We start from the raw sequence: 25,687 nt of genomic DNA on the forward strand, positions 1-25,687 counted from the left end.
TCGTCTCGATGGGATAAAAGGAGTGGGAACATGCTTGAGGGCATCGCGATGCCTCAATAGTACTGCCGGATGTAGCCAAATGCCTTGTCGAACAGTTCCTCGTCGGCGTGCAGCTTATACTTGAACAGCGCCTTTCGGAGGGCCTTCTTGATTTCCCGTTCACCGGAGAGCGTGCCCTGCCAGCCGGGGAAGCGGACCAGCCGCACGATTTCGTCGATGTCGGCGACCACGCGTTCGACGATGATCGGAGTCTCGGCGGTCTTCACTGCATCGAAGAGTTCGGTCAGAGCGGCTTTGCCGCGATCCTCGTCCTCCTCGGGCGGCGTTTCCTTCTCGGCCTGCAACGTTTCCTTGGCGATCTGCAGCAGCTCCTTCAGGAACTGCACGCTGTTGATCTGGCCGGCCTCGAAGCGATCCTTCAGCGCATCCAGCCGTTCCGACAACTGCTTGAACTTCGGGTTGCCCGCGTGCTTCCGCAGCCGCCGGTTCAGCTTGATCTCGATTTCCGTGACCTTCTTCGGGTCGGGGTTCGAGAGCACGGCCTCCAGCAGATCAGCGTCGAGCACCAGCGTATCCAGATCGTCACGCACGGCATCGACATGCACGTTCTGATGGATCAGCTCGATGGTCTTGGCGCCCAGTGAATGCCAGATAAGCTTGCCGAGCCCGCTGGAAGGCTGCACCGACTGGTAGACCTGCGACAGCCACTTGTAGTCTGTCTCGAAGGGCCCCAGTACCGTGTCCGGAGACAGCGCTTCCCAGATCTTGTTGAGCACGCTGAACTCGGCGGCGAAGTTGTCTCGCACCTCGTTGTCCGGCAGGCACTGCTGCGCTGCGATCAGGCCCTCGTAGCCCTGCAGCGCGCGGTCGCAGCCCTGGAAGAACGCCAGGCATTTCTGCATCGCTTCGGGCAGCCTGTCCTTCAGTTCCTGGATGTTGCTGACCACCTGCTTCACGCTCTGGTCGTCGAACTCCAGTGCCGCCGCTACGTCGTCGAAGATGCCCAGGTAATCCACGATCAGGCCGTGGGTCTTCTGCTCGGAGTAGGTGCGGTTCACACGGCAGATCGCCTGCAGCAACGTGTGGTCCCGCAAGGGCTTGTCCAGGTACATCGCCTGCAGGATGGGCGCGTCGAAGCCCGTCAGCAGCTTGGCCGTGACGATGATCAGCTTCAGCGGGTCGGCCGGGTCGCGGAAGCGGTCCAGCAGCCGTTCCTCTTCGTCACGGGTGCGGTCGTACTTCGCGTACTCCGGATGGTCCTTCTTGTCGGACGGCTGCACCGACATCACGATGGCCGTGGCCTCGGGCGGCAGCAGCTTGTCCAGCTCGGCCTTGAACAGCAGGCAGGACTCGCGGTCGAAGGTGACGATCTGGCCCTTGAAGCCGTTGGGCTCCACCTTGGTCTGGAAATGCTCGACGATGTCCTCGCACACCTTGCGGATGCGCTCGGGCGTCTTGACCAGCACGGCCATCTTGGCGGCGGTCTTGGCCAGGTTGTCCTTGTCCAGATCCGACAGGCCGCCGGTCAGGTCCTTGTAGGCGGCGTCCAACGCAGCCTTGTCGATGTGCAGGTCGATCAGCCGGGGCTCGAAGTGCAGCTTCAGCGTCGCACCGTCGCGGATCGACTCCTCGAAGCCGTAGCGGCTCATGTAGCCCTTCTCGTCTTCGTCGGCGCCGAAGGCGTAGAAGGTGTTGCGGTCGGCCCGGTTGATCGGCGTGCCCGTCAGGCCGAACAAGAACGCGTTGGGCAGAGCCTCGCGCATCTTGCGGCCCAGATCGCCTTCCTGCGTTCGGTGGGCCTCGTCCACCAGCGCGATGATGTTGCTGCGCGTGTTCAGCGCCCCGCTGGCCTCGCCAAATTTGAAGATCGTCGTGATGATGATCTTGCGCACGTCCTGCGCCAGCAACTGCTGCAGCTTCTCGCGGCTGTCGGCCTTCTCCAGGTTGGGTATGTCCGCCCCTGTGAAGGTGCCGGTGATCTGGCCGTCGAGATCGATCCGGTCCACCACGATCAGCACGGTGGGGTTCTTCAGGCCGGCATGCATGCGCAGCTTCTGCGCGGCAAACACCATCAGCAGCGACTTGCCCGAGCCCTGAAAGTGCCAGATCAGGCCCTTCCTCGGTTGGCCCGCCAGCACCCGCTCGACGATCTTGTTGGCCGCCTCGTACTGCTGGTAGCGGCAGATGATCTTGATGCGGCGCTTCTTCTTGTCCGTGGCGAACAGGGTGAAGCTGCCGAGGATGTCCAGCACCACATGCGGGCGCAACATGCTCTCGGCTGAGAGCTTGAGGGCCTTCAGCGGGTGGTGCTGGCCGTCTTCGCCATTGCCGTCCAGGTGCCACGGCCCCCAGTCCTTGACCGGCAGGCCGATCGACCCGTAGTGGTAGGCCTTGCCTTCGGTGGCCACCGAGAACACGTTGCAGACGAAGAGCTCGGGAACGAACTTCTCGTAGTCGTCGTGCACCTGCACCGCGCCATCGACCCAACTGATGCACTTCTTGACCGGCGTCTTGGCCTCGATCAGAACCAGCGGCAGACCGTTGACCAGCAGCACCAGATCGGCCCGGCGCTCGGTGGGCCCTACGCGGTGGACGAACTGCTGGGTGACGACGTACTGGTTCTGCTTCGGGTCGTCCAGGTCGATCAGCCGCACTGGCACATGCTCGTTGTTCGCGCCGAAGGGCATGGAGCGCTCGCCCCGCATCCAGGCGGTCATCTCCTCGTTGGCGCGGATCAGGCCGTCCGAGCGCACCGACAGCGCGATGGCGCGCAGCTTGTAGAGCACCTCATCGGCCCGATCGGGTTCGGCGGCGATCTCCGGGTTCAGACGAATCAGCGCGTCGCGCAGCCAGGGTACGACGAGGACTTCCTGAATCTGGCGCGGTACGTCAGCGGGAGCTGCGTAGCGCCACCCCATGCCCTTGGGGCTAGGACCGTAGCTGGACAAGGGTTCCTGGACTGTGTTCGCCGGTATCGCATTGATCGGGCCGGCAAGCAGGTCGCGCACGTAGGCTTCGACCGTGTTCGACTCCGTAAAGGCACTCATCCTTGTGACCCTTCAAAGACCTGATCTCTTAGCCGCCCCGAGACATTGGCGTGCTGCGCCCTCCTTTCGGCAATCGCCGTCAGGCATCGCCGAGTTTCTCTAAGCTCGTTCGCGATCGACATTTGAATAGCGGGCGGTGGGACTCGAATCGGCATCTCACGCACAACTGTCGAGTTCAGTGTGTTGAGACCACTCGTGCTCTTGCCCCTTCCCCGAAAGTAGGCCCGCCCTGCCGGAGAGTTGACGTATTCCAATACGTAAAACGGATCAACATCAGGGTGACAGCGAATTCGGATCAGATGATTCTGGTGTAAGCAGACTGGGAGCTGCTCTTCCCAGATTGCTGCTCTACCCAGGTCATCAATATCCGCATGCCCCTCGACTACAAGGATGTCGTACTTCCGAAGTGCGCACCCGTCGTCCCTGCTATCCACGCCCACTTCTTTCACATCAGACTGATCGATGTGGAAGCGCTGGACATTTGCCACACGCAAGTACGGCAACTGCTTCTCAATTGTTCGACGCTTGGCGTTTATCGTTAGCCCATATTGGACTTCGGCGATGTCGCCGATGGTCTGTAACTTCGCTGCGTCGTCTATTGGACCAGAAAACAACTCGTCAGTCCTGGAGAGCAGGAACGCTTTCAGCGCATCCTCGGCTGCCCTATATGCCTCGCCGCACTCGCGCGCGGCTGACAGGACCTGAACGATTTCGCGTTGCACGTTTGAGTGGGGCAGCGCGAACTCTTGGACCGCCATCGTTTTCCAGTTGATCGTCGGCGAAAGTGACCCCACCGAAATCTCCACCGCCCGATTCATAAACAGATCACTCTGCATGAAGAACGGAAGAAACTCGGGCAGCACGACGTCGGGCTTAGCGCGGAGCACCATCGCGTGTGCTGAACAGATCCCGTCGAATTCAGCAACACCGAGCTTCCGCTGGTACGCCCGGCGGCGGCCAAAGATGATGTCGCCCTTCTTGAACACCAGCTTTGTGGCTTCCACATCGTCCGGCGTGCCCCAGCGGCGAATCTTCAGCGAGTCTGATTCGAGATGTTCCAGGCCTACGTAGTGTTCCATCCCGGACTCGGATGGGTTGTCGATCCGCACATTGACGTTGGTCGTCATCTGATCGAAGCGCCAGATCTTCCAGCCCGGCTTCAAGGTCTTGTTGTCAGACACGCTCGACGTCCTCCGCAATCAGACCGTCCAGCGTTTCCACCAACGCGTCCATCTGCTGCCAGAAGGCACGGCCGTCGTGCTGCCACTGCGCCCAGCCCGAGCGCAGCGATACCGCATCGCCATTGCTGTCGGTGGCGACGGCTGCAGCGATACGCTTCACGTACAGCGGGATCGACAGATTGGCCGAGTTGGCGCCAATCTCGACCAGCGTGGCGACCTTGGTGAAACCGGGCACATCTGCAAACGCGTTGTAGGCAGCCAGGATGCGCTGCTGGTGCGCGGGTGTGAGGAAGCTCTGCGCCCGCTCACGGGTGACCTCGTTCACCGCGTCGATGAAGATCACCTTGCCCTTGCGTGCAGCCGTCTTCTTGCGGTTGCAGATGACGATGCACGACTCCATCGGGGAGTTGTAGAACAGGTTGGGCCCCAGGCCGATGATGGCCTCCACCCAGTCTTGCTCGACCATCTTGGTGCGCATGGCCAGTTCCTCGTTGCGGAACAGCACGCCATGCGGCCAGAGCACGGCGCAGCGCCCCTTGGCGGTGAGGCTGGTCAGGATGTGCTGCTGGAACGCATAGTCGGCGCGGCCCTGCGGCGGCGTGCCCAGCGAGTTGCGCCCCCACTTGTCACTGCTCCACGCCTCGCGGTTCCATTGCTTGATGGAGTACGGCGGGTTGGCCAGGATCACATCGAACTGGCGCAGACGGTCGCCCTTGATGTGCTTGGGGTCGGCCAGGGTGTCGCCGCGGATGATCTCGAAGTCCTCCACGCCGTGCAGGAACAGGTTCATCCGCGCGATCGACGAGGTGATGAGGTTGCGCTCCTGCCCGTAGAGCTTGAGCGTGCGGTACTCACCGCCCGAGCGCTTCACTTCGTCCAGCGCCGAGATCAACATGCCGCCGGTGCCGCAGGTGGGGTCGTAGATCGACTCGCCGGCCTGCGGCGCCAGAAGCTGCGTCATCAGGTGGACGACGGTGCGGTTGGTGTAGAACTCGGCCGCCGTGTGGCCGGAGTCGTCCGCAAACTTCTTGATCAGGTACTCGTAGGCGTTGCCGAGCTCGTCCTCGGGCACGTTGGCCACCGACAGCGTCTGCGTCGAGAAGTGCTCGATCAGGTTCTTCAGCGTTTCGTCGGGCAGGCGTTCGCGGTTGGTCCAGGGGGCGTCGCCGAAGATGCCGTCGAGCAGATCCGGGTTGGCGGTCTCAATGGCGCGCATGGCCTTCTGGATGGCCGCACCGACGTTCTTCGGGGTCTGGCGCACATCATTCCAGTGCGCACCCTCCGGGATCTGGAACCGGTGGTTCTCCGCGAACTGCGCGTAGGAGAAGTCGCCGCCTGAGTTGGCCAGTGCCGCTTGATATTCCTCGTCCCAGACATCTGAGACGCGCTTGTAGAACAGCAGCGGAAAGATGAACTGCTTGTAGTCGCCCGCGTCGATCAAGCCGCGCAGCAGCACGGCGGCGCCCCACAGATAGCTCTCCAGCTCCTGCTGGGTGATGCGTTTGCTTGGGTGACTCACTGCAGCCATCCCCCTTCGGTCATGACCTGCGCGAGGCGCTCTTCGGCTTCGCGGCAGCGGGTCAGCGCCTCCTTGAACGCCGCGATGGCGTCCGGCAGAGGCGGGATGTCGTCCTGTAGCGGCGGCAGGACGTAGCGCGAGATGTTCAGCGTCCAGTCCTCGGCCTTGATCTCGTCGAGGCTGACCACCCGGGCCGCGTCCTGCACATCGGCAAAGCAGCGATACCAGCCGAGGATCTCGCCGGCGTGCTCGGGCTCAAGATAGTTCTGCGCGCGTCCGCGGCGGAACAGGCGCGACGCATCGGCGATCAGCACATTCTTCTTGTGCTTGACCGGCTTGCGCTTGCGCAGGACCAGGATGCTCGCGGCCAGGCCGGTGCCGTAGAAGAGGTTGGGTGCCAGCCCGATCACTGCCTCGATCAGGTCCATCTCCAGCAGCTTCTGCCGGATGCTGCCTTCCACGCCTTTGCGGAACAGGGCGCCCTGGGGCAGCACCACGGCCATCCGGCCGCTCACGTCGGCCATGGACTTGACCATGTGCTGCACCCAGGCGAAGTCACCGCTGAACGAGGGCGGCAGACCGGCAAAGTTGCGGCCGAACGGGTCGCTCGTCCACAGATCCTCGCCCCACTTTTCCAGCGAGAACGGCGGATTGGCGATCACGCAGTCGAAGGTGGCCAGCCGGTCGCCCTCGAAGAAGGCCGGGTTGCGCAGTGTGTCGCCGCGCACCACCTGGAAGTCCTCGATGCCGTGGAGGAACAGGTTCATCCGTGCGATGGACGAAGTGGTGAGGTTCTTCTCCTGCCCGTACAGCTTGCCCCACAGCCGCTTGACGTCGCCGTGCTTGTCCTTCACGTGCTGCACGGCGGCCAGCAGCATGCCCCCGGTGCCACAGGCGGGGTCGTAGATGGTCTCGGCTTCCTTGGGATCGAGCATGTCGATCATCAGCCGCACGACGCTGCGCGGGGTGTAGAACTCGCCGGCCTTCTTGTTGGTGGCGTCGGCGAACTTCTTGATCAGGTATTCGTAGGCGTCGCCAACCAAGTCGGACGCAACGTTGTGGTTGCCGAGCGGGAGCGCGGAAAAATGCTCGATCAGGTCCTTGAGCAGCGCGTCGGACAGCCGTTCCTTGTTCGTCCACTGCGCGTCACCGAACACGCCGTAGAGTGTGTCCGGGTTGGCCTTCTCGATCTCGCGCATCGCGTGCTGCAGGGCTGCGCCGACGTTGGTCGGCTTGTCGCGGACATCCACCCAGTGGCACTCCTGCGGGATCTGAAACCGGTGCGACTCGGGGAACCAGGCCAGTTGCTCGTCGCCCGTCTCATCGACGATCTCTTGGTATTCCTCATCCCAGACATCGCAGATGCGCTTGAAGAACAGCAGCGGGAAGATGTAGGTCTTGAAGTCCGCCGCATCCACTGGGCCGCGCAGGATGTTGGCGGACTCCCAGAGGTGGGATTCCAGTTGCTCGACGGTAACTGTCTGCTTCTGCGCCATTTTTCGCCATTGTTGTTCTTGTGCGGCAGCCATTATCCCATTACGGGGGCCCACTGGATGAGCTTCTTTCGCGTTGGCATCCCTGACGAAAACCAGAGCACACGCCATCGCGAAATCCGCCGACCGCCAATGAATTGTCAAGCGAAAACAATCACTTGAAAAATCCGTACCAAATTTACGAAGTCAGGAGCTTTCAAGAGAAATGGCCCCTAAGAGCCAGAATATGACATTTGTCGGGTAGGCGAAGTCAGGAGGTTCAAACGAAAAACCCCGCAAAACATGGCGTTGAGCGGGGTCTTCGTGGTTGCTGCAGAGAGGTTGCGGCCGGTGTCCTGGCGGAGACGAAGGGATTCGAACCCTTGATGCAGGTTTATGCCCGCATGCTCCCTTAGCAGGGGAGTGCCTTCGACCTCTCGGCCACGTCTCCTAGGACGGCGTGATGATATCGGTTTCACCGCGACCGGTCAAACCCAACTTCGACTTCGGGGGCTTCTCGAGACCGAAGGCCTTGTGCAGTACGCGCACGGCAAGTTCCAGGTACTTCTCCTCGATCACCACCGAAATCTTGATCTCCGAGGTCGAAATCATCTGCAGGTTGATGTTCTCCTTCGCCAGCGCAGCGAACATCCTGCTGGCGACTCCGGGGTGCGAGCGCATGCCCACCCCGACAGCTGAAACCTTGCATGTCGTCGCGTCGCCGTTGACATCGCGTGCCCCAATCTTCTCCTTGACGCCCTCAAGAATCTTTAGTGACTTGCTGAAGTCGTTGCGATTGACGGTGAAGGAGAAGTCGGTGGTCCCGTCACGACCGATGTTCTGGATGATCATGTCGACGTCAATGTTGGCGTCGGCGATCGGTCCGAGGATCTGGTAGGCGATTCCCGGGCGGTCCGGAACGCCGAGGACGGTCAGTTTGGCTTCGTCGCGGTTGAAAGCAATGCCGGAGATGATCGGTTGTTCCATATGGCCCTTTTCCTCAACAGTGATCAGCGTTCCTTCGCCCTCGTCTTCAAAGCTGGAAAGGACACGAAGTTTGACTTTGTACTTGCCGGCGAACTCCACCGAGCGGATTTGCAGCACCTTCGATCCGAGACTGGCCATTTCGAGCATTTCCTCGAAGGTGATCGTGTCCAGCTTCCGGGCTTCCGGGACGACGCGCGGGTCGGTCGTATACACGCCATCCACGTCGGTATAGATCTGGCACTCGTCGGCCTTCATCGCCGCCGCCAGAGCGACCGCCGAGGTGTCGGATCCGCCGCGACCCAGCGTCGTGATGTTGCCATCCTCATCGGCACCCTGAAAACCGGCGACGACGACGACGTTGCCATCGGCCAAGGCCTTGCGGATCCGGCCCTGGTCGATCTTCAGGATGCGCGCCTTGGTGAAGGTGCTGTCGGTCAGGACGCCGACCTGCGAACCGGTGAAACTTTTCGCCTTGATTCCTTCCCCGTGCATCGCCATGGCCAGCAGGGCGATCGTCACCTGTTCTCCGGTGGAAGCGATGACGTCGAGTTCGCGCGGGTCTGGCGACGGGGAGACCTCCTTTGCCAGAGCCAGCAGCCGATTGGTCTCCCCGGCCATCGCCGATGGAACCAGAATGATGTCGTGTCCCTGCGCGCGCCAGCGTGCCACACGCTTGGCGACATTCTTGATGCGTTCCGTCGAACCGACCGACGTGCCGCCGAATTTCTGTACGATCAATGCCATTCGAAATCCTGTTGAACAGTGCCAAAAGGCCTCCATTCTAGGGCAAGGCCAGCCCTGGCAGCAAAAGGGCCGGCGTCAATGCCGACAATGGGCAACTGCTGGATCTGCTGCCTGAATGCTGCTTGCAATTGCGGACGAAATCCTTATAGTGTGGCGTGCGTCATCCCATCCATATGGTATGCAGTTACGGCAGGGGGTCGGGGAGCCTGTTGCCAGGCGTCAACCAATAGCAAGAAAGGACTGTCATGAGCACCGTCAAGGTCGTTGAGCGGGTCGATCCGCGCGAGATTCGTCGCAGGCTGGGGATGAATCAGCAGCAGTTCTGGTCGAAGATCGGCGTTACACAGAGCGGCGGGTCGCGCTACGAGAGCGGTCGCAACATGCCCAAGCCGGTACGCGAGCTCTTGCGCCTGGTGCATGTCGAGCAGATCGACATCCAGCGCATCAAGCGCGAGGACTTCGAGGTCGTCGAGTACCTTAAGGCCGAGGATCCGGACCAGTTCAAGGCCCTCAGGAAGGCGGCAAAAAACAAACTCAAGAAAGCGGCTGCCAAGTCGTCTGCGGACGACCAGGCTGCGACCTAGGCGGCTAGCCATCTGGCGAGCCGATGACCAGCATCTCGCGGGCATGCTGGCGGGTGACTGGCGTGATCTCGATGCCACCGAGCATGCGGGCGATTTCCTCGACCCTTGCCTCGCCATCGAGCACGACGACCCGGCTGCGCAACTGTTGCCGCTCCACTTCCTTGCTGACTTGCCACTGCCAGTGGGCGCGCGCCGCCACTTGGGGCAGGTGGGTCACGCACAGCACCTGCCGTTGATTTCCCAGTTCGCGCAGCAGGCGGCCGACCACTTCGGCGACGCCACCACCGATGCCGACGTCAACCTCGTCGAAGATCAGGGTCGGTACGCTTGCCGCTTGGCTGGTGACGACCTGAATCGCCAGGCTGATGCGCGAAATCTCGCCGCCGGAGGCGACCTTGGCGAGTGCGCGCGCTTCGCTGCCGGCCAGGCCGGCGATGCGAAATTCGACTTGCTCGAGGCCATTGGCGTTGCCTCCCTCGACCGGCAGCAAAGCCACTTCGAATCGTCCGCCGCCGAGGGCTAGCTGCCGCATCACCAGGCTGACTTCGCTGCCGAGTTGGCGTGCTGCGGCCTGGCGGCCGGCGGAAAGCTGCCCGGCAAGCTCTTCATAAGTGGCGCGTGCGGCAGCGGCGCGCGTCGCCAGGCCATCGATGTCGGCGGCCTCGCCCAGCACTGCCAGCCTGTCGAGCCAGCGTTTCAGGAGATCGGGCAGGTCCTCGGGGGCACAGCGGAACTTCCGCGCGCACCCGAGAACGGCATCGAGCCGCCGCTCGACCTCGCCCAGGCGTCGTGGATCCAGATCCACGCGGCCGCCGTAGCGGCGCAGCGCCGAGATCGCTTCGCCAAGTTCGGCCTGGGCGGACCGCACCAGAGATGCCACTTCGGCGATCGCCTCGTCAAACTCTGAAAGGTCGTCGAGTCGATGGCTCACCGCCGCCAGTCGTGCGTCGCAGGCGGCATCACCTTCGGCCAGCGCCTGCAAGGCGAACTGGGCGCCCTCGACGAGGCTTGCGGCATGTGCGAGGCGCTTGTGTTCCTGGTTCAGAAGCGTCCATTCGTCGTTGCAGAAGGCCAGCGTCTGCAATTCACGAACTTGCCACTCAAGCTGTTCCCTTTCGTGCGCCAGCGCCTCGAGATCCTCGCTCGCGGCTGCCAGGGTCGCCCGTGCCGTTCGCCAGTTGCGCCAGGCGGCGGACACTTCCGCCTGCAGAGACTCGAGCCGGGAATGCCCGTCGAGCAAGGCACGCTGCGCATCGCTGCGCAGGAGCGACTGATGCGCGTGCTGGCCATGGATGTCTACCAGCGATTCAGCCACCTCGCGCAGTTGTTGCACCGTCACCGGCGACCCATTCAGGTAGGCACGCGAACGACCGTTGTTGTCGACCACACGCCGCAGCAGCAGGCCTCCCTTGGTGTCGAGATCGTGTGCCAGTAGCCAGGCTGAGGCCTCGGGTGCGGCCGCGAGGTCGAATTCGGCGGTGACTTCGGCGCGGTCGCAGCCGGCACGAATCAAACCGGCGTCGGCGCGCTCGCCGAGGGCGAAGGCGAGCGCGTCGACCAGAATCGACTTGCCGGCACCCGTTTCGCCGGTCAGTGTTCCGAAGCCCGGCTGCAGGTCGAGTTCCAGGCGGTCAACGAGTACGAAGTCGCGGATCGTCAGACGACAGAGCATGGCATTCCCGTTCCGTTGCCGCCCTAGTGTTCCTTCGGCCGCTCGCTCCAGTGCAGCTTCTGGCGGAGCATCGCGAAATAACTGTAGGCCGGTGGGTGCAGCAAGGTGATCGAGTACTCCGATCGTCGAATACGAACGGCATCACCGTTCTTCAGGTCGGCTGTCACCTGCCCGTCGAAGTGGGCGCGTGAGTCGGTTGCGTAGACGATGCGGATTTCGATCTCGTTGCGGTCACCGACGAGTATTGGCCGGTTGGTCAGTGCGTGCGGGCAGAGCGGCACGAGTGCGATCGCCGCCACTCCCGGATGCAGGATGGGCCCGTTGGCCGACAGGGCATAGGCCGTTGAGCCGGTCGAAGTGGCGACGATCAGTCCGTCCGAGCGCAGGTGATAGATGAACTCGCCATCGATGAAGAGCTCGAACTCGATCATCCGCCCGATCGCGCCCTTGTCGACGACGACATCGTTCAGTGCCAGGTTGCAGACAATGCTGCGCCCTTGGCGACTGACTTCGGCATCTAGCAGCATGCGCGTCTCGGGGATGAACCTGCCGTCCAGCAGGTCGTCCATGCACGACAGCATCTCGGTGCGGGCGATATCGGTCATGAAGCCCAGGCGCCCCTGGTTGACGCCGACCAGCGGCACGCGATAACGCGCCAGTTGCCTGGCAGCATTGAGCATGGTTCCGTCCCCACCAACGACAATCGCCAGATCGGAATGCGCTCCGAGCCAGGGAAAGTTGCCGCTCGCCCAGCTTCCCAGCGCCAGATGGGAAACGACGTTGCCGGCGGTTTCCTCTTCGATCAGGACGGTGATGCCGCGCTCGTGCAGGTAGCGTGCCAGCAAGCGGATTGACTCGGCGATCTCCGGACTGTGGTACTTTCCCACCAGCGCGATCGTTCGCGGTGGCGCTGCGTCGTCGGCCGAAGCTTGCGGAAAGGCATTGGTCATGGGCCCGAATTAAACCACAATTCGACTTGTTTCCGCGGCGCACCGCGTCCGCAGCATTTTTTTGTAGAATCCAGACCATGCTCGATGATCGCGCACGAACACTGCTCAAGACACTGATCGAACGTTACATTGCCGAAGGTCAGCCGGTCGGGTCGCGAGCGCTGTCGCGCTATTCCGGCCTTGAGCTGTCGGCCGCGACCGTTCGTAACGTGATGGCCGATCTCGAAGACATCGGTCTCATCGCCAGCCCGCACACTTCAGCGGGCCGGGTGCCGACGGCACGCGGCTACCGCTTCTTTGTCGATAGCCTGTTGACCGTGAAGCCGCTGGACCGGGACAAGCTGCAGGCCATCGAGGGGCAGTTGGCGCCGATGCAACCGCGACAACTGATCAGCAATGCCTCACACCTGCTCTCCGGGTTGACCCACTTCGCAGGCATCGTCATGACACCGCGTCGTCTGACGTTGCGGATTCGCCAGATGGAGTTCGTCAGCCTGTCCGAGCGGCGCGTCCTGCTGATTCTGGTGACGGCCGACGGCGACGTACAGAATCGCCTGCTTTTCACCAACCGTGCGTACGCCCCATCGGAGCTGGTCACCGCGACCAACTACCTGAATCAGCATTTCGTCGGGCACGACTTCGAGCACATCCATTCACGCGTGCGTGATGAACTGAAGGAATTGCGCGGCGACCTGCAGGCGCTGATGGCCGCCGCGCTGACGGCCGGCGACGAGGTGATACGGGGCCCGGGTGAGCGTTATGTGATCTCCGGCGAGCGCAACCTGCTCGAAGTCGAAGAGTTCTCATCGAACATGAAGCGGTTGCGCGAGTTGTTTGACCTCTTCGAACAGCGGACCGCGCTGATGCAGCTGCTCGACCTCTCGCAGCGCGCGGACGGTGTGCAGATTTTCATAGGCGGCGAGTCCGGTCTGGCCCCGCTGGACGAATGCAGCGTCGTCACCGCGCCCTATGAGGTCGATGGCGAGGTGGTCGGCTCGGTAGGCGTCATCGGCCCAACGCGGATGGCCTACGAACGTGTGATACCGATCGTGGACATCACCGCCAAGCTGCTCTCGTCGGCGCTCACCTACCAGGCCAACTGCTGATGCCACGCTATCTCGCCGAACCTGGGTACCGCCACGGTTCGCCGCCACTGACCGCCATCCTGCTGATCAACCTGGGGACGCCGGAAGCGCCGACGAAGGCGGCGGTGCGGCGCTATCTCGGGGAATTCCTCGCCGACCCGCGCGTGGTGGAGATTCCGCGGCCGTTGTGGTGGCTGATCCTGAACGGAATCGTTCTCAACACTCGCCCGGGGCGCTCGGCCGAGAAGTACGCGGCCGTGTGGACGGGCGAAGGGTCGCCGCTGAAGGTCCATGTTGCGCGCCAGGCAACCCTGCTGCGCGGGTTTCTCGGTCAGGCCGGGCACCGCGTCGTGGTCGACTACGCCATGCGCTACGGACAGCCGTCGATCCCGGCAACGCTGTCGCGCCTCAAGGCCGAGGGCTGCAGCCGCATACTCCTGCTGCCGCTGTATCCGCAGTACGCGGCCAGTACGACGGCGAGCGCGGTCGACGCCGTTGCCGGCTGGCTGCGCGCGCTGCGCAACCAGCCGGAAATACGCAGCATCCGAAGTTTCGCTGACCACCCGGGCTACATCGCTGCGCTCGCCGCCAGCGTCCGCGAGCACTGGGCCGCCAACGGCCATCCGGTCGCCTCGTATCGTCTGCTGATGAGCTTTCACGGGCTGCCTCGCTACAGCCTCGACAGGGGCGATCCCTATCACTGCGAATGCCACAAGACCGCTCGCCTGCTTGCCGAAGCGCTTGGTCTCGGCAAGGACGGGCATCTGGTCTGCTTTCAGTCGCGCTTCGGTCGCACCGAATGGCTGCAGCCCTACACTTCGGCGAGCCTGCGCGCGTTGGGCAAGGAGGGCGTGCAGCGGGTCGATGTGATCTGTCCCGGGTTCACGGCGGACTGCCTCGAGACGCTCGAAGAAATGGCCATCGAAGGCAGGAGCGAGTTCCTGCGCGCCGGCGGCAAGGAGTACCACTACATTCCATGCCTCAACGAACGGGATGACTGGATCCGCGCGCTGGCCGACTTGGCAGCCAGCCATCTGCAGGGCTGGCCGACGCGCGAAGCCACCGATGCCGCTGCCCTCGAGCTGAGCGCCTTGCGCGCCCGTGCCCTGGGCGCCAAATCCTGAGAGCTTCCAGCGTCGAGCCTGGAGGCGCCGCTTGGCGCCGACCCAGGAAGGAGGAGGGTGGGGCCGCGATGCGGCCCCACCCTTCGCGGCCGGAGTTGCGGCGAACGGCTAGGGCCCGGCAGGTGCAGGCTCGCCGGCCCGGCCATGCAGCTGACTAGTCCATTGCTTCGTAGAGCGGCAGTGTCAGGAACTCCGGGTAGTCGGGGGTCAGCGACATCCGGTCGAAGATGACGGCCGCCTGATCGTAGGTGGCGGTGTCCTCTCCCTGGGCGCTGACGGTGGCTTTCACCTTGACCAGTTCCTCGGCGATCATTCCGCGCACCATCTCGGCGGTTACCTTGCGCCCGTCGTCGAGGACTCCTTTGGGGGAAACGACCCACTGCCACACCTGCGAACGTGAGATCTCCGCCGTCGCTGCGTCTTCCATCAGGTTGTGGATCGGCACACAGCCATTGCCAGCCAGCCAGCTGCCGAGGTAATGGATGCCGACGTTGATGTTGTTGCGCAAACCGGCTTCGGTGATCGGTTGCGAGGGTTGGAAATCGAGGAAGTCGGCGGCCGTGAAGTTCTCGTCGCGCTGCTTTTCCCATTGGTTCGGTCGGTCTCCGAGCACCTTGCGAAACTCCTCGGCGGCGATGGAGACCAGTCCGGGGTGTGCAACCCAGCCACCGTCGAAGCCGTCGTTGGCGTCGCGCGTCTTGTCGTGGCGGATGCCGGCGAGGGCTTTCTCGTTGGCCACCGGATCATTCTTGATCGGAATCAACGCACTCATTCCGCCCATCGCGGGCGCCCCGCGCTTGTGGCAGATCTTCACCAGTTGCAGCGCGTAGCTGCGCATGAAGGGGACTTCCATCGTGATCGCGCTGCGATTGGCGAGACAGAAGTCCGGGTTCTTCTTGAACTTCTTGATGCAGGAGAAGATGTAGTCCCAGCGGCCGGCGTTGAGTCCCGCCGAGTGCTCGCGGAGTTCGTAGAGGATTTCTTCCATTTCGAAGGTGGCAAGGATCGTCTCGACGAGAACCGTTGCCTTGATGGTTCCCCTCGCCAGACCGATGTGCTCCTGGGCGAGGATGAAGATGTCGTTCCACAGACGTGCCTCGAGGTGCGACTCCATCTTCGGCAGGTAGTAGAAGGGGCCGGCACCACGCGCGATCTGCTCGCGGGCGTTGTGGAAGAAGACCAGGCCAAAGTCGAAGATGCCGCCGGAGACCCGCTGTCCATCGACGGTTACGTGCTTCTCGTCGAGGTGCCAGCCACGTGGGCGGATCTGCAGGGTGGCGATCTTCTCGCTGAGCGCGTACTCCTTGCCGGCCTCGTTGGTGAAGGACAGTTGGCGGCGGATCGCCTTGAAGAGGTTGAGCTGTCCCTGCACCTGATTGTCCCAGTTCGGACTGTTGGAGTCCTCGAAGTCGGTCATGTACGAATCGGCGCCCGAATTGTAGGCGTTGATGATCATCTTCGCTTCCACCGGGCCGGTAATCTCGGTCCGGCGACATGCGAGGGCCGCCGGCAGCGGCGCGATCTTCCAGTCGCCCTCGCGGATGTGCCTCGTTTCCGGGAGAAAGTCCGGCATCTCGCCCGCATCGATCCGCGCCTGGCGGTCACGCCGTGCCTGCAGCAACTCCTGCCGGCGGCCTTCGAAGGTCCGGTGCAACTTGGCCACCAGTGCCAGCGCATCGCGGGTGAGGATGGTTTCGTATCCGGGTCTGATCGGGGCGTTGACTTGCATTCCGGCGGGCAGATCGAGGCTCATTTGGCGGCTCCTGTCGATGGGTTATGATGCAATGCACGAATTCTATTCGACGCGCTGAAGAAAGATAAGATCGAACGAAATCAAAGTATTTTTTACTTCTGGTATTGAATTGACCGATGGACCATCTCAAGCAAATCGAAGCTTTCGTCAATGCGACGACGCGCGGCAGCCTGTCGGCCGCCGCGCGGATAGAGGCGGTGACGCCGGCGGTGATCGGGCGGCGCCTCGATGCCCTTGAAGCCCGTCTTGGCGTCAAGCTGCTGCTGCGCACTACACGCAGGCTGTCGCTGACCTTCGAAGGGCAGGCCTTTCTCGAAGATTGCCAGCGGATTCTCAACGATCTGGCGAACGCCGAGGCGGCGGTGTCACTCGGCGGCGTTCAGGCCAGCGGCCATCTGCGGGTGTCGGCGCCAGCCGGCTTCGGGAGGCGCCACGTCGCGCCGCAGGTGGCGGCGTTCATGCGGGCAAATCCGGAGGTCAGCGTTCGCCTCGATCTCACCGATCGGCTCGTCGACCTGCTGAACGAGGGCGTTGACTGTGCCGTGCGCATCGGCGAGATGGCCGATTCGAGCCTGGCGGTGAGCAAGCTTGGCGAGATGAGGCGGCTGGTCGTCGCCAGCCCGTCATATCTCGCAAGGCACGGGATTCCGGTCACCCCCGCCGATCTTGCGCGACACAACTGTCTTTCACTGGGTCAGCAGCGTGGCTGGGCGTTGCGGCAGACGCCCGCTGGCGAGGTGACGAACCACAAGGTTGCCGGCAGCTTCGAGTGCAACGATGGCGCCGTCCTGCACGAATGGGCGCGGGCCGGCAAGGGCTTGGCATGGCGCTCGATGTGGGAGGTGGGCGACGATCTGCGGCGGGGGGACTTGGTTTCCGTTCTGGACGACTATGCGGCGCCGGCGGTGGGCATCTACGCCGTCTTTCCGCAGTGGCGACATCTTCCCTTGCGTGTCCGCCTGTTCATCGACCATGTCAAGAGGACGTTCGGCGACCCGCAGTACTGGGCGCGGTGAAGAGGTCAGCGCCGGCAGGACGCGCGCGCCGCCCGGGTGCTGGCGCCCACGTTCCTGCGGGCCCGCCGTCGTGGCGATCACCGGCTGCTCTCCGCCGCCTTCTTGGCCGCCCTCAGGAGCGCCTTCCGGGCTTTTTCGGCACGAATGTGCGCCAGCGCTTGCGCCTTGTTGCACTCCTTGCAGTAGGAGTGCAATCCATCCGAGCTGCGCGCATTCCTGTGGAAGTCGGCCACGGACTTTTCCTGCTTGCACTTGACGCAGATCTTGGTTTTCATCGGACCGGTCGAGGGTTCCATCACGAGATCAGAAAGGCGTTCCATAATCAGGATCACTAATGAGCTTCGCGCTGCACCCACCTTCGGCCTTTTTCTGCACGAAGCCGTTTCAGGCGCGCTGCGGGGACCACGTTGAACAACCTCTCTCCGTTGCCGCTGCCGACTCCCGTCGGCAGGCGCCAGCAGCGGCCAGCGATCGGCATTTGACTGTCGGGCGCGGGTTTCGCGGGGCCGCGCCCGCTGATGTCGGATGCCCGAGCCTGGCGCTCGATCGCTCACTTCCACCCGCCGCTGCGGACCACCGTCTGACGACGGTGCGCAGGCGTTCGGGCGGTGATTTATAAGCAATTCTTATGCCATAGAATCGAATTGACTTATTCTTCAGGGCCTTGGGTCGAAGGGCTCCTGCCGTGGGGTGACCGCCGAGGGGCCGCTGTAAAGAATCCTGACAGTCGCTGGCGATGCCGGGGCAAGGGCAGGGGCAGGTGGCCGCCAGGCTGGAGACCGGCTCGCTGGCAGGCGACGGCGGACAGCCGTCGGGCACCTGTCAGTCCGGCACGAAGTGAAGGCGGCGGCGCCTGGCGGTAGATCGGCCGCCAGCCGCTGGCCGGTGCCGGTCTGCTGGTGGCGCCTTGCGGCCGTGGCGGTCGCTGCCACGCATGGCCAGAGTCAGCGTGTGGCAGCGCGCTGGAAGTCGGCTCCTCAGGCGACGGCGGGCGGTGACTCCAGGCGCGCCAGCAGCCCTTCGACGTCGACGTCGTCGATCTGTTCCGGCTGCATGAACTTGCGGGCGTACTCGAGATGAACGCCAGCGCGCAGGAAGAGGGCAAACAACTCGCCGTCGACATGCTCCTCCTGTTGCATCCGACTCATGATGCCCAGCGCCGCCGACAAAGTCTTGCCTGCCTTGTACGGCCGGTCGACCGCTGTCAATGCCTCGAAGATGTCGGCGATGGCCATCATCCGGGCCAGCGGACTCATGTCGTCGCGCCGCAACCGCCGCGGGTAGCCGCTGCCGTCCATCTTCTCGTGATGGCCGCCGGCGATCTCCGGCACCTGCCGCAGATGCTTCGGGAACGGGAGTTGCGAGAGCATGATCAGCGTCTGGACGATGTGCTCGTTGATCTTGTATCGTTCCTCGTCCGTCAACGTGCCACGGCCAACGCACAGGTTGTAGAGTTCGCCGCGGTTGTAGAGGGCTTGCGGTACGCGCATCCGGAACCCCCAGCGGTTGTTCTCGGGCATCTGATCCTGCTCCTGCCGCGGTACGATGTGCTCCGGCTTGTCCGCCAGCAGCGCCTCGACAACCGGCAGCGCCACGGTCTGGGGCACCTTGCGGACACGTTCTTCACGGGCGATGCCGATGCGGTCGTCGAGCGTTCGCAGCCAGGTCCGGGCGCCGATCGTCCGCAGGCGATCGATGTCGTGCTGCGCCATGGACTCGCCGCCTTCGTTGCAGCGGGCGACGAAGGCGAAATCATCGTCCAGTTGCTGCCACGCTGCAAGCAGGCGGCGATGTGCCGCCGCGGGGTCGTCACCGCCAGCGACGGCCCGCAGGCAGTCGATCTCGGCGTCACGCTTGAGGACTTCGAAACGCATCCGTACCTCATGGATGCGGTCGTGAATGGTTTCCAGCTTGGTTGCCTTGTCGACCACGTACTCGGGCGTGGTCACCTTGCCGCAATCATGCAGCCAGGCGGCAACGTGCAATGCTTCGCGGTCATCCTCGCTGAGGCGGAAGTCCCTGTACGGCCCGCTATCGGCGGCACAGGCTGCATCCGCCAGCATTCTCGTCAGTTCCGGGACGCGCGCGCAATGGCCTCCGGTATAGGGGCTCTTGGCATCGATCGCCGCCGCGATGAGCTGGATGAAGGCTTCGAAGAGGTCCTTCTGCGCCTTGATCAGCGCCTTGCTCTCGAGCGATACCGCGGCCGACGCCGAAAGGGCCTTGACGAAGCTCAGGCGGCCGGCATCGGTTGCGCTGTCGCCGAAAAGCATCATCGCACCGACCAGCTCGGAGTTGCGGTTGAGCAACGGCACGGCGATGGCGTATCGGGACTGCATCCACTCCGGGCCGGTCAGGCCAAGGGCTGCACAGTCCTCTGGCCGCAACCTGCCGCTGCGCGCCTCGCGTGCGGCGAGTGCGGTGCCGAGCAGCGGGCCGCCACGTTCGATGGCGACGTTTGCCAGGCCAGCACCGCCGGCTTGTTCCGATTGCTGCAGCGCAGCAGCCGGCTGCAACTCGTTCCCTTCGGCCAGGTAGAGGATGCCGGCATGGGCTCCGGACGTCGTCAGGGTGTCTGACAGGAGGCGCGGCAAAAGGCGATCGAAGTTCTGCTCGGCGGCAACCGCCTGGCTGATGTCGACGAACCGACGGATCGTTCGCTTCATGCCGTCCATCGTCTGCGCCAGTTCGCTCACTTCCTTGATCGATGAATCGAGGACGATCGGCCGCACAAACTCGAAGTGCCGGATCGCCTCGGCTTCATCTGCCAGGCTGGCGAGCGAACGGGACACCGCGTGCGCCAGCCACCAGGTCAATGGCACCGTCAGCAAGAGGACGAGCACCGTGGCAAAGGCCGAGTGGCGCGCCAGGCGCAGCGCACCAGCCAGCAGTTCGTCCTCGGGAATGGCGGTGACGATGTACAGCGGCACCGCACCCTCGAGCAACAGGCGGTCGACCGATGCTCGCCACTCCTTGCCGGCGGCGGTGACGGCCAGCGTTGCCGTCTGCCGGCCCTCCATGTTGCGGACCGCATCGAGCACGGGAACCAGCGCCGGCACGCCGAGTTCGTTGAGCTGCGCCAACGACGCGCGCTCATCGTCGGCAGCGGGCCCGAGCACCATTCGCTCAGGTTGCTCGTAGGCCAGAACCCGGCCCTCGCCGTTGACCATCGCGACGGCAGTGGCCGGCGTCACCTTCTGCCTCGCCAGCGCCTCACCCAGAGTATGCAGCAGGATGTCGGCAGCGACGACGGCGCGCCCGTCGTCGGCCGCGTGGGCCAGCGTCGTGCCCACCCGCTGGCTGGAGAAGAACAGGTAAGGGGGCGTCTCGACGAGGCTGGCCACGTTCCGTGCCTGCGTGAACCATGGCCGCAGGCGCGGGTCATAGGCGGTGACGTAATCGGGGCGGTCGTCCTGCCGCAGCAGCCGCAGCCTGTCGTCGAAGTACATGAAGACGCCGCGTGGTACGGGAGTGGTCCGCTCGATGCTCTGCACGACGTAGCGCGCGCCGCCCGGTGCGCGCGCGCTTTCGCCGGCGCTGCCGTGGCCGATGCGGCCGAGCAGGAAGAAGTCGCCGTTGTCGTAGCCGACGTAGAGCGAGGACAACGCCGGCGAGCTGTCGAGAGCCAGGCGCAGAAACTGCAGACTCTCCAGCCGCTGCACGAGCGATCTGGCCGTGCTGACGCCCTGCTGGCTCAGCAGGCGGGTCGCCATCTGCGCCGGGTCGATGATCAGGCGCATCTCGAGCAGGGCCTCGCGGCTGATGCGTGAGGTCAGGCCGGCCGCCGAGCTCTCCAGCAGTGAACTGCTCAAGCGGTAGCCAATTCCCGCCAGAACGGCGCAGACGGCGACGATCAGGGTCAGGAACAGGGTCGAGATGTGAATGTGCAACGGATAGGGGCGACGCATGTCGATGGGCTCGCAAGAGTTCCGAATCCGGGTGACAGCCGCAGCGCGCTGCGCGGCAGGGGCTGCCTTCTCTGCCGTGCCCCGGCAGCGCGTCCCGGTGTTGGCCGACGCGCCCGACGAGGCTTCGCCGGCTTGTCCAAAGCCTGTACGATACCCGCCTTTCAGGAGTAAAGCATGTCCGGGAAACCAATCGAAGGCGGCAACAGGCAAGCGGATTTCGAGCGCAAGATCGTCGCACCGCAACAGTTCAGCGAGCGCGTCGCCCGCTTGGCGCGGCCGCTGGCATTCACCAACGGCTGTTTCGACGTCCTTCACCGCGGCCATGTCAGCCTCCTCGCCGAAGCGCGTTCGCTTGGCGCGGCGCTCGTCGTCGCGCTCAACTCCGATGCGTCGGTGCGGCGTCTCGGCAAGGGCGACGGGCGACCGGTCAACCCGCTGGCGGACCGCCTGGCGATCATCGCCGCGCTGGAGGCGGTGACTCTGGTGACCTGGTTCGACGAGGATACGCCGCTGCAACGGATCCTCGACTGTCGGCCGGACATCCTGATCAAGGGCGGCGACTGGCCGATCGATCGAATCGTCGGCAATCGCGAGGTGACCGGCTGGGGCGGGCGTGTCTACTCCTTGCCCTTCATCCACCAGACATCGACGACCGGCCTGCTGGAGAAGATCCGACGCCTCTGATGCGCTCGCAGCAGGCTGCTCTCAAGAAACAGAATCGCAGGTATCCGCTTCTTTTGGAGCATCATGCGCGCGATCGGCGGGCTTGGGATGCTCTGGCGATGGTTCCGGCCCGCGGAAGGTTGGCCGTCACCCCGTTAGGGCGCTTTCCCGGGAGAGGCTTCAGCTACCCAGGGCAGCCTTGAGCGAGGCGACATCCTCGGCCGATTCGGCGAGCAGGGTCGCCAGCGCGTCAGGCTCGAAGAACTGGTGCGCGATGCTGCCGTCCGGCACCTCGCAGAAGGCGGCATCGCGCCAGCCGTGCTCGACGTTGGCCAGCCTGTTGGCGACAAAGACCACGTCTGCCAGCGTCGAGATGCTGCTCACCGGGCGGTCGAGCTCGTGCTCCTGTACCACCAGCACCAGCTCCTCGGGCATTCCCATCGCGGCGAGAAGGGCATGCCCGATGTGGTCGTGCCACTGCACCAGCAACTGCTGCAGGTCGCGCGGGTTGGCAACCAGTTCCGGAAAATTCACCGCCCGCGACAGCAGGTAGAAGACGCCAATGTCGTGCACCAGACCGGCGAACAAGGCTTCATCGACATTGACCCGGGTCAACCGGCGCGCCAGGACGCGCGAAAGGGCGGCGACATGCATCGTGTGTTCCCACAGCTGGCGGGACAGGGTCTGGAACGCCGCCATCTTCTTGGAATTCAGCAACTGTTCCATGGCAACGGCGAACGATACCGTGCGCACCGCCTCCATGCCGACGCGGCCAATCGCGCTCCTGATATCGACTATCGCGCGCCCGCTGCGATTGATCGCCGCCGAGTTGGCGAGCCGGATCACCTTGGTGCTCATCAGCGGCTCGGCGGCAACCAGTTGGCCCAGCTCGTCTACGGTCAGCCGGGGATTCTTCAGGGCAGTGCGGACCTGGAAGGTGATGTCGAGAAAGGTCGGGAAGGAAACGACCTCGCCGGACAGGTCTCGAGCGATGTCCTCCAGAATCCTGTAGCTCAATTGGTTGCTCATCGGTGCGTGATCCTCGGTATCGTGTGGGCGGCGCAGCCTCGGCAGGTGCCGGGCGATCGCTGGCGATGGGCTGCGGCCATGCTGCCTGAAAACCATCCTCGGCGGAGCTGTCGCACAACACAGTGCGCATCGCCGGCCGCAGCGGCCGACGAGGCGCCTCAGCCCTTTTGCAGCAGTTCCCTCAGGTTGGCGAATGGCTGCCCGGTTGCCGGTGCCTTCGTCGGCCCACCCGCTGCGCTGACGCCAGCCTGTCGCGCGGCATCGGCATCGAGCTGTCGCGCGTGCTCGTTGTCGTGGCAGTAGAGGCAGAGCAGCTCCCAGTTGCTGCCATCGGCCGGATTGTCGTCGTGGTTGTGGTTGCGGTGGTGAACGGTCAGCTCGCGCAGGTTCCGGTGCGTGAACTCGCGGGCACATCGTCCACATATCCAGGGATAGATCTTCAGTGCCTGCTCGCGATAGCCCGCTTCACGTGCCAGGCGGGCACGCAGCGCATCGGCGATCAGGCGATCGGTCCTTGCCGTCTTGTCATTGCTCATGCTGCATTCTCCTTGTCGTTGCTCGTCGCTCCGGGTTGCCGGCACAGCGTGTTGCCGGTGCTCAGGCATGCGCCGCGATCAGCGGGATGCGCATCTCGCTGGCGCTGATGCCCCCATGCACGCCGAGCATGGCAAAGTGCCGCTCACCCGGAAGCCAGTCCTTGATCGTCCAGTTGTCCTTCATCAACAAGGTGTAGTCGCCGATTCGCGAGCGCAGGCGCGGATGCCAGGGCGGCGGCCCGAACCAGCCGGCAGCGACCAGCTGTTCGCTGACATGGAGGTGAACGGCTCGCGCCAGGTGGCGGCGAACGTAGGCCTCAAACGCCGGTCGGTCCCTGCCGGCGACATAGCAGTAGGCAACCCGGCGCTCGCCGCACAGGGGGCGTTGCAGGAGAGCGGCGAGCTGCGGATGATCGTCGAGCGTGATGACCCTCCTGGGGGGCGAATCGATGAAGCCGTGGTCAGCGGTCACCACCAGCCAGCTGTTGCTGCCGCGCACGTTGTGCAGGAGTTCGGCGAAACCGGTATCGAGTTCTGCCAGCGCACGCTGCGCCTGCCGGCTGTCGCTGCCGTAGTGATGCGACAGGCCGTCGAGCTCGGGGTAATAGGCGTAAATGTAGCGCGGCGAAGCGGTCTCGAGCAGCAACTCGGCAAGGCAGGAATACATCTCGGGCAAGGTGGCGTAGGCAGCCACCTGTGCTCCGCGCGAGTGCCAGGCGTTGAACGGGCTGCCGGCGATGCTGCGCGGCGCGACGACCCAGCACTCGCGTGTCAGCTTCGCGAACAGCGAGGCGTGCGAGAAGAGCTGCGGCGGCAGCTGCTCCGGCGGCACGCGTGATGCTCCCTGGCGTGGGGTCAACGGCAGGATGGCCAGCGTCTGGTCCACCTCCTCGAGGTGCATGTGCCAGCCGGTGAGACCGTGCTGTGCGGGAGCGAGGCCGCTCATTACTGTCGTGATTGCGCTGGCGGTCGTCGAGGGAAAGACCGACGTCAGGCTGCCGAGCAGGTGGCGCTGCAGGTGCTGGCTGGCACGCTGGCGGGTCAGCGTTCTCAGTCCCAGCCCATCGACCAGCAGCAGCAGGATGTTGCGGGCCCCGCCAAGGGTGCCAGCACCGAGTGCCGCCAGCGGTGGATAGCGCCGGTCGTTGCTGCCACAGGCGGTCGCGATGCTCTGCATCAGATTGACCAGGCCGCCGCCTGCGTAGTCGGGAAGTAGCGTCGACCCCATGAGGCGTCATTCTACGCCAAGCGGTCGCTCGCCGACCGCAATCCACCCGGTCAGGCCCGCGGCGCGGCCGGGTTCGCCAGCCAACGGCGACCGGGTGGCGGCTCGCTGATCGGCTAGCCGTTTCCGTCCTCCGCGCTCCCGTTTGTTGCCGCCGCCCTGCCACTGGCGACGAAACGGATGCGGCCATCGCCTGTCTCGCTGCGAATCACCCGTCCCGCGTGCTCGAGTCGGTTGAGGTGGGCGATCGCCTCGCCCATGGCAAACATCGTCTGGTGCGTGTCGAGCTCGCGTGCGAACAGCGTCGGCAACAGGTCGGCAGCGCTGCGCGGGACATGGCAGTGCTCCTCGAGCAGCTGCAGGCGGTCCTCGTGATGTGCGTGCAGGGCATCGACCCGGCCGGCGATACCGTGGAATGGCATGCCGTGCGAGGGAAGCACCAGGGTCGCTGCGGGCAGTTCACGGTAGCGGTCGATCGATTGCAGGTAGTCGGTCAGCGAATCGGCCTCAGGCGTGACGGCGAAGACGCTGATGTTGGTGGAGATCGTCGGCAGCAGCATGTCTCCGGAAATGAGGACACCGAGATCCGGACTGTACAGCGCGGCGTGCTCGGGCGAGTGGCCGTAGCCGACCCGCACTTGCCAGCGCTGCCCGCCGATGATCAGTTCGTCACCATCGAACACGCGCCGGCAGCTGTTCGGCAGGGTTGGCACACCGCGGTTGTAGCCACCGCTGCGGCGCTCGAGCGCCGCGCAGCGTTCCTCGTCGAGCCCATGCGCACGAAACTGGCGCAGCATCGGCGGGTTGCCGTGTCCGCCCACCTCATGCCAGACCGCGTGTGCCGTCAGGTACTCGCCGACCGTCATGCACACCGGTGCAGCGGTTCGCTCCTGCAACCAGGCGGCAAGCCCGAGGTGATCGGGATGGAAGTGGGTGACGATGATGCGCGAAACGCGGCCACCACGGGTGCTGCGGGCGAGCTGTTCAAGGATGGCCAGCCAGCACTCCTTGACCGTATCGAGCGCGAAGCCGGTATCGACGATCGTCCAGCCGGCGCCATCCTCGAGCAGCCAGAGATTGATGTGGTTGAGCGCGAAGGGCAGTGGCATCCGCAGCCAGTGAACTCCCGTTGCGACGGGGAAGATCTCGCAGGCGGCGGGCGGAGCAGGAAAGGGGTAGTCGGGCAGCATCG

Annotated in this window: 18 protein-coding genes, 1 tRNA gene and 1 pseudogene; 5 read left to right on the forward strand and 15 right to left on the reverse strand. The window is 64.1% G+C overall.

Features of this window, described 5'->3' with window-relative positions; translation table 11 throughout:
* Nucleotides 1-53: 53 nt before the first annotated feature.
* The 6 genes and pseudogenes from HT579_04490 to HT579_04515 form a co-directional block, all read right to left on the reverse strand.
* Complete coding sequence (locus HT579_04490; GenBank protein QKS28257.1) at nucleotides 54-3,047, reverse strand: HsdR family type I site-specific deoxyribonuclease; 2,994 nt, start codon at nucleotides 3,045-3,047, stop codon at nucleotides 54-56.
* 638 nt (nucleotides 3,048-3,685) lie between these two features.
* Nucleotides 3,686-4,174: pseudogene (locus HT579_04495) on the reverse strand (restriction endonuclease subunit S).
* A 46-nt stretch (nucleotides 4,175-4,220) separates the two neighbouring features.
* Nucleotides 4,221-5,756 carry an SAM-dependent DNA methyltransferase gene (locus HT579_04500; GenBank protein ID QKS28258.1) on the reverse strand — a complete coding sequence of 512 codons (1,536 nt, stop codon included), beginning with the start codon at nucleotides 5,754-5,756 and terminating at the stop codon, nucleotides 4,221-4,223.
* Entirely contained in the window at nucleotides 5,744-7,243 is a 1,500-nt protein-coding gene (locus HT579_04505; GenBank protein QKS28259.1) for an SAM-dependent DNA methyltransferase, read from the reverse strand. The genes HT579_04500 and HT579_04505 overlap by 13 nt, the downstream gene beginning before the upstream one ends.
* Nucleotides 7,244-7,576: 333 nt before the next feature.
* A tRNA-Ser gene (locus HT579_04510) sits at nucleotides 7,577-7,670 on the reverse strand.
* Nucleotides 7,670-8,950, reverse strand: a complete 1,281-nt coding sequence (locus HT579_04515) for an aspartate kinase (protein QKS28260.1) — start codon at nucleotides 8,948-8,950, stop codon at nucleotides 7,670-7,672. Before HT579_04515 ends, HT579_04510 begins: the two co-directional genes overlap by 1 nt.
* 245 nt (nucleotides 8,951-9,195) lie before the next feature.
* On the opposite strand from HT579_04515, the gene HT579_04520 reads away from it, so the two are divergent.
* A complete protein-coding gene (locus HT579_04520; protein QKS28261.1) occupies nucleotides 9,196-9,534 on the forward strand; it encodes a helix-turn-helix transcriptional regulator in 339 nt (112 codons plus the stop codon).
* A 4-nt stretch (nucleotides 9,535-9,538) separates the two neighbouring features.
* Here HT579_04520 and recN read toward each other — a convergent pair whose 3' ends face one another.
* Together recN and HT579_04530 are read right to left on the reverse strand one after the other, a co-directional pair.
* A complete protein-coding gene (gene recN / locus HT579_04525) occupies nucleotides 9,539-11,206 on the reverse strand; it encodes a DNA repair protein RecN (protein QKS28262.1) in 1,668 nt (555 codons plus the stop codon).
* A 23-nt stretch (nucleotides 11,207-11,229) separates the two neighbouring features.
* The gene (locus HT579_04530; GenBank protein QKS28263.1) at nucleotides 11,230-12,156 is read right to left on the reverse strand and encodes an NAD kinase; all 927 of its coding nucleotides are present in this window, start codon (nucleotides 12,154-12,156) and stop codon (nucleotides 11,230-11,232) included.
* A 77-nt stretch (nucleotides 12,157-12,233) separates the two neighbouring features.
* Between HT579_04530 and hrcA the strand changes: the two genes are divergently transcribed.
* Nucleotides 12,234-13,262, forward strand: coding sequence for a heat-inducible transcriptional repressor HrcA (gene hrcA, locus HT579_04535; protein QKS31500.1), 1,029 nt, complete (start codon nucleotides 12,234-12,236; stop codon nucleotides 13,260-13,262).
* Nucleotides 13,262-14,365 carry a ferrochelatase gene (locus tag HT579_04540; protein QKS28264.1) on the forward strand — a complete coding sequence of 368 codons (1,104 nt, stop codon included), beginning with the start codon at nucleotides 13,262-13,264 and terminating at the stop codon, nucleotides 14,363-14,365. The genes hrcA and HT579_04540 overlap by 1 nt, the downstream gene beginning before the upstream one ends.
* 154 nt (nucleotides 14,366-14,519) lie before the next feature.
* On the opposite strand, the gene HT579_04545 is transcribed toward HT579_04540, so the two are convergent.
* Nucleotides 14,520-16,118: a malate synthase A gene (locus HT579_04545; protein ID QKS28265.1), complete on the reverse strand. Its 1,599-nt coding sequence runs from the start codon at nucleotides 16,116-16,118 to the stop codon at nucleotides 14,520-14,522.
* A gap of 116 nt (nucleotides 16,119-16,234) precedes the next feature.
* On the opposite strand from HT579_04545, the gene HT579_04550 reads away from it, so the two are divergent.
* Nucleotides 16,235-17,134, forward strand: a complete 900-nt coding sequence (locus tag HT579_04550) for a LysR family transcriptional regulator (GenBank protein QKS28266.1) — start codon at nucleotides 16,235-16,237, stop codon at nucleotides 17,132-17,134.
* 77 nt (nucleotides 17,135-17,211) lie between these two features.
* Here HT579_04550 and HT579_04555 read toward each other — a convergent pair whose 3' ends face one another.
* Both HT579_04555 and HT579_04560 read right to left on the reverse strand, forming a co-directional pair.
* Nucleotides 17,212-17,466, reverse strand: coding sequence for a hypothetical protein (locus tag HT579_04555; protein ID QKS28267.1), 255 nt, complete (start codon nucleotides 17,464-17,466; stop codon nucleotides 17,212-17,214).
* 645 nt (nucleotides 17,467-18,111) lie between these two features.
* Nucleotides 18,112-21,048: an HD domain-containing protein gene (locus tag HT579_04560; protein QKS31501.1), complete on the reverse strand. Its 2,937-nt coding sequence runs from the start codon at nucleotides 21,046-21,048 to the stop codon at nucleotides 18,112-18,114.
* A 168-nt stretch (nucleotides 21,049-21,216) separates the two neighbouring features.
* Between HT579_04560 and HT579_04565 the strand changes: the two genes are divergently transcribed.
* Nucleotides 21,217-21,726 carry a bifunctional heptose 7-phosphate kinase/heptose 1-phosphate adenyltransferase gene (locus HT579_04565; GenBank protein ID QKS28268.1) on the forward strand — a complete coding sequence of 170 codons (510 nt, stop codon included), beginning with the start codon at nucleotides 21,217-21,219 and terminating at the stop codon, nucleotides 21,724-21,726.
* 159 nt (nucleotides 21,727-21,885) lie between these two features.
* On the opposite strand, the gene HT579_04570 is transcribed toward HT579_04565, so the two are convergent.
* The 4 genes from HT579_04570 to HT579_04585 form a co-directional block, all read right to left on the reverse strand.
* Nucleotides 21,886-22,734, reverse strand: coding sequence for an HDOD domain-containing protein (locus HT579_04570; GenBank protein ID QKS28269.1), 849 nt, complete (start codon nucleotides 22,732-22,734; stop codon nucleotides 21,886-21,888).
* A gap of 158 nt (nucleotides 22,735-22,892) precedes the next feature.
* Nucleotides 22,893-23,270 (reverse strand): HNH nuclease family protein, encoded by a 378-nt coding sequence (locus HT579_04575; GenBank protein ID QKS28270.1) that lies wholly within the window; start codon nucleotides 23,268-23,270, stop codon nucleotides 22,893-22,895.
* Nucleotides 23,271-23,331: 61 nt separating this feature from the next.
* Nucleotides 23,332-24,498, reverse strand: a complete 1,167-nt coding sequence (locus tag HT579_04580) for an alkaline phosphatase family protein (protein ID QKS28271.1) — start codon at nucleotides 24,496-24,498, stop codon at nucleotides 23,332-23,334.
* 113 nt (nucleotides 24,499-24,611) lie between these two features.
* Nucleotides 24,612-25,685, reverse strand: a complete 1,074-nt coding sequence (locus tag HT579_04585; GenBank protein QKS28272.1) for an MBL fold metallo-hydrolase — start codon at nucleotides 25,683-25,685, stop codon at nucleotides 24,612-24,614.
* Nucleotides 25,686-25,687: the final 2 nt, after the last annotated feature.

The sequence above is a fragment of the Candidatus Accumulibacter similis genome, assembly GCA_013347225.1.
Lineage (GTDB): Bacteria > Pseudomonadota > Gammaproteobacteria > Burkholderiales > Rhodocyclaceae > Accumulibacter > Accumulibacter similis.

Bases quoted from the DNA above. Each gene is read 5' to 3' on its own strand.
- HT579_04540 (QKS28264.1), top strand. From the start codon at position 13,262: ATGCCACGCTATCTCGCCGAACCTGGGTACCGCCACGGTTCGCCGCCA.
- hrcA (QKS31500.1), top strand. From the start codon at position 12,234: ATGCTCGATGATCGCGCACGAACACTGCTCAAGACACTGATCGAACGT.
- HT579_04550 (QKS28266.1), top strand. From the start codon at position 16,235: ATGGACCATCTCAAGCAAATCGAAGCTTTCGTCAATGCGACGACGCGC.
- HT579_04570 (QKS28269.1), bottom strand. From the start codon at position 22,734: ATGAGCAACCAATTGAGCTACAGGATTCTGGAGGACATCGCTCGAGAC.
- HT579_04520 (QKS28261.1), top strand. From the start codon at position 9,196: ATGAGCACCGTCAAGGTCGTTGAGCGGGTCGATCCGCGCGAGATTCGT.
- HT579_04505 (QKS28259.1), bottom strand. From the start codon at position 7,243: ATGGCGCAGAAGCAGACAGTTACCGTCGAGCAACTGGAATCCCACCTC.
- HT579_04565 (QKS28268.1), top strand. From the start codon at position 21,217: ATGTCCGGGAAACCAATCGAAGGCGGCAACAGGCAAGCGGATTTCGAG.
- HT579_04515 (QKS28260.1), bottom strand. From the start codon at position 8,950: ATGGCATTGATCGTACAGAAATTCGGCGGCACGTCGGTCGGTTCGACG.
- HT579_04545 (QKS28265.1), bottom strand. From the start codon at position 16,118: ATGAGCCTCGATCTGCCCGCCGGAATGCAAGTCAACGCCCCGATCAGA.
- HT579_04580 (QKS28271.1), bottom strand. From the start codon at position 24,498: ATGGGGTCGACGCTACTTCCCGACTACGCAGGCGGCGGCCTGGTCAAT.
- HT579_04490 (QKS28257.1), bottom strand. From the start codon at position 3,047: ATGAGTGCCTTTACGGAGTCGAACACGGTCGAAGCCTACGTGCGCGAC.
- HT579_04530 (QKS28263.1), bottom strand. From the start codon at position 12,156: ATGACCAATGCCTTTCCGCAAGCTTCGGCCGACGACGCAGCGCCACCG.
- HT579_04585 (QKS28272.1), bottom strand. From the start codon at position 25,685: ATGCTGCCCGACTACCCCTTTCCTGCTCCGCCCGCCGCCTGCGAGATC.
- recN (QKS28262.1), bottom strand. From the start codon at position 11,206: ATGCTCTGTCGTCTGACGATCCGCGACTTCGTACTCGTTGACCGCCTG.
- HT579_04500 (QKS28258.1), bottom strand. From the start codon at position 5,756: ATGGCTGCAGTGAGTCACCCAAGCAAACGCATCACCCAGCAGGAGCTG.
- HT579_04575 (QKS28270.1), bottom strand. From the start codon at position 23,270: ATGAGCAATGACAAGACGGCAAGGACCGATCGCCTGATCGCCGATGCG.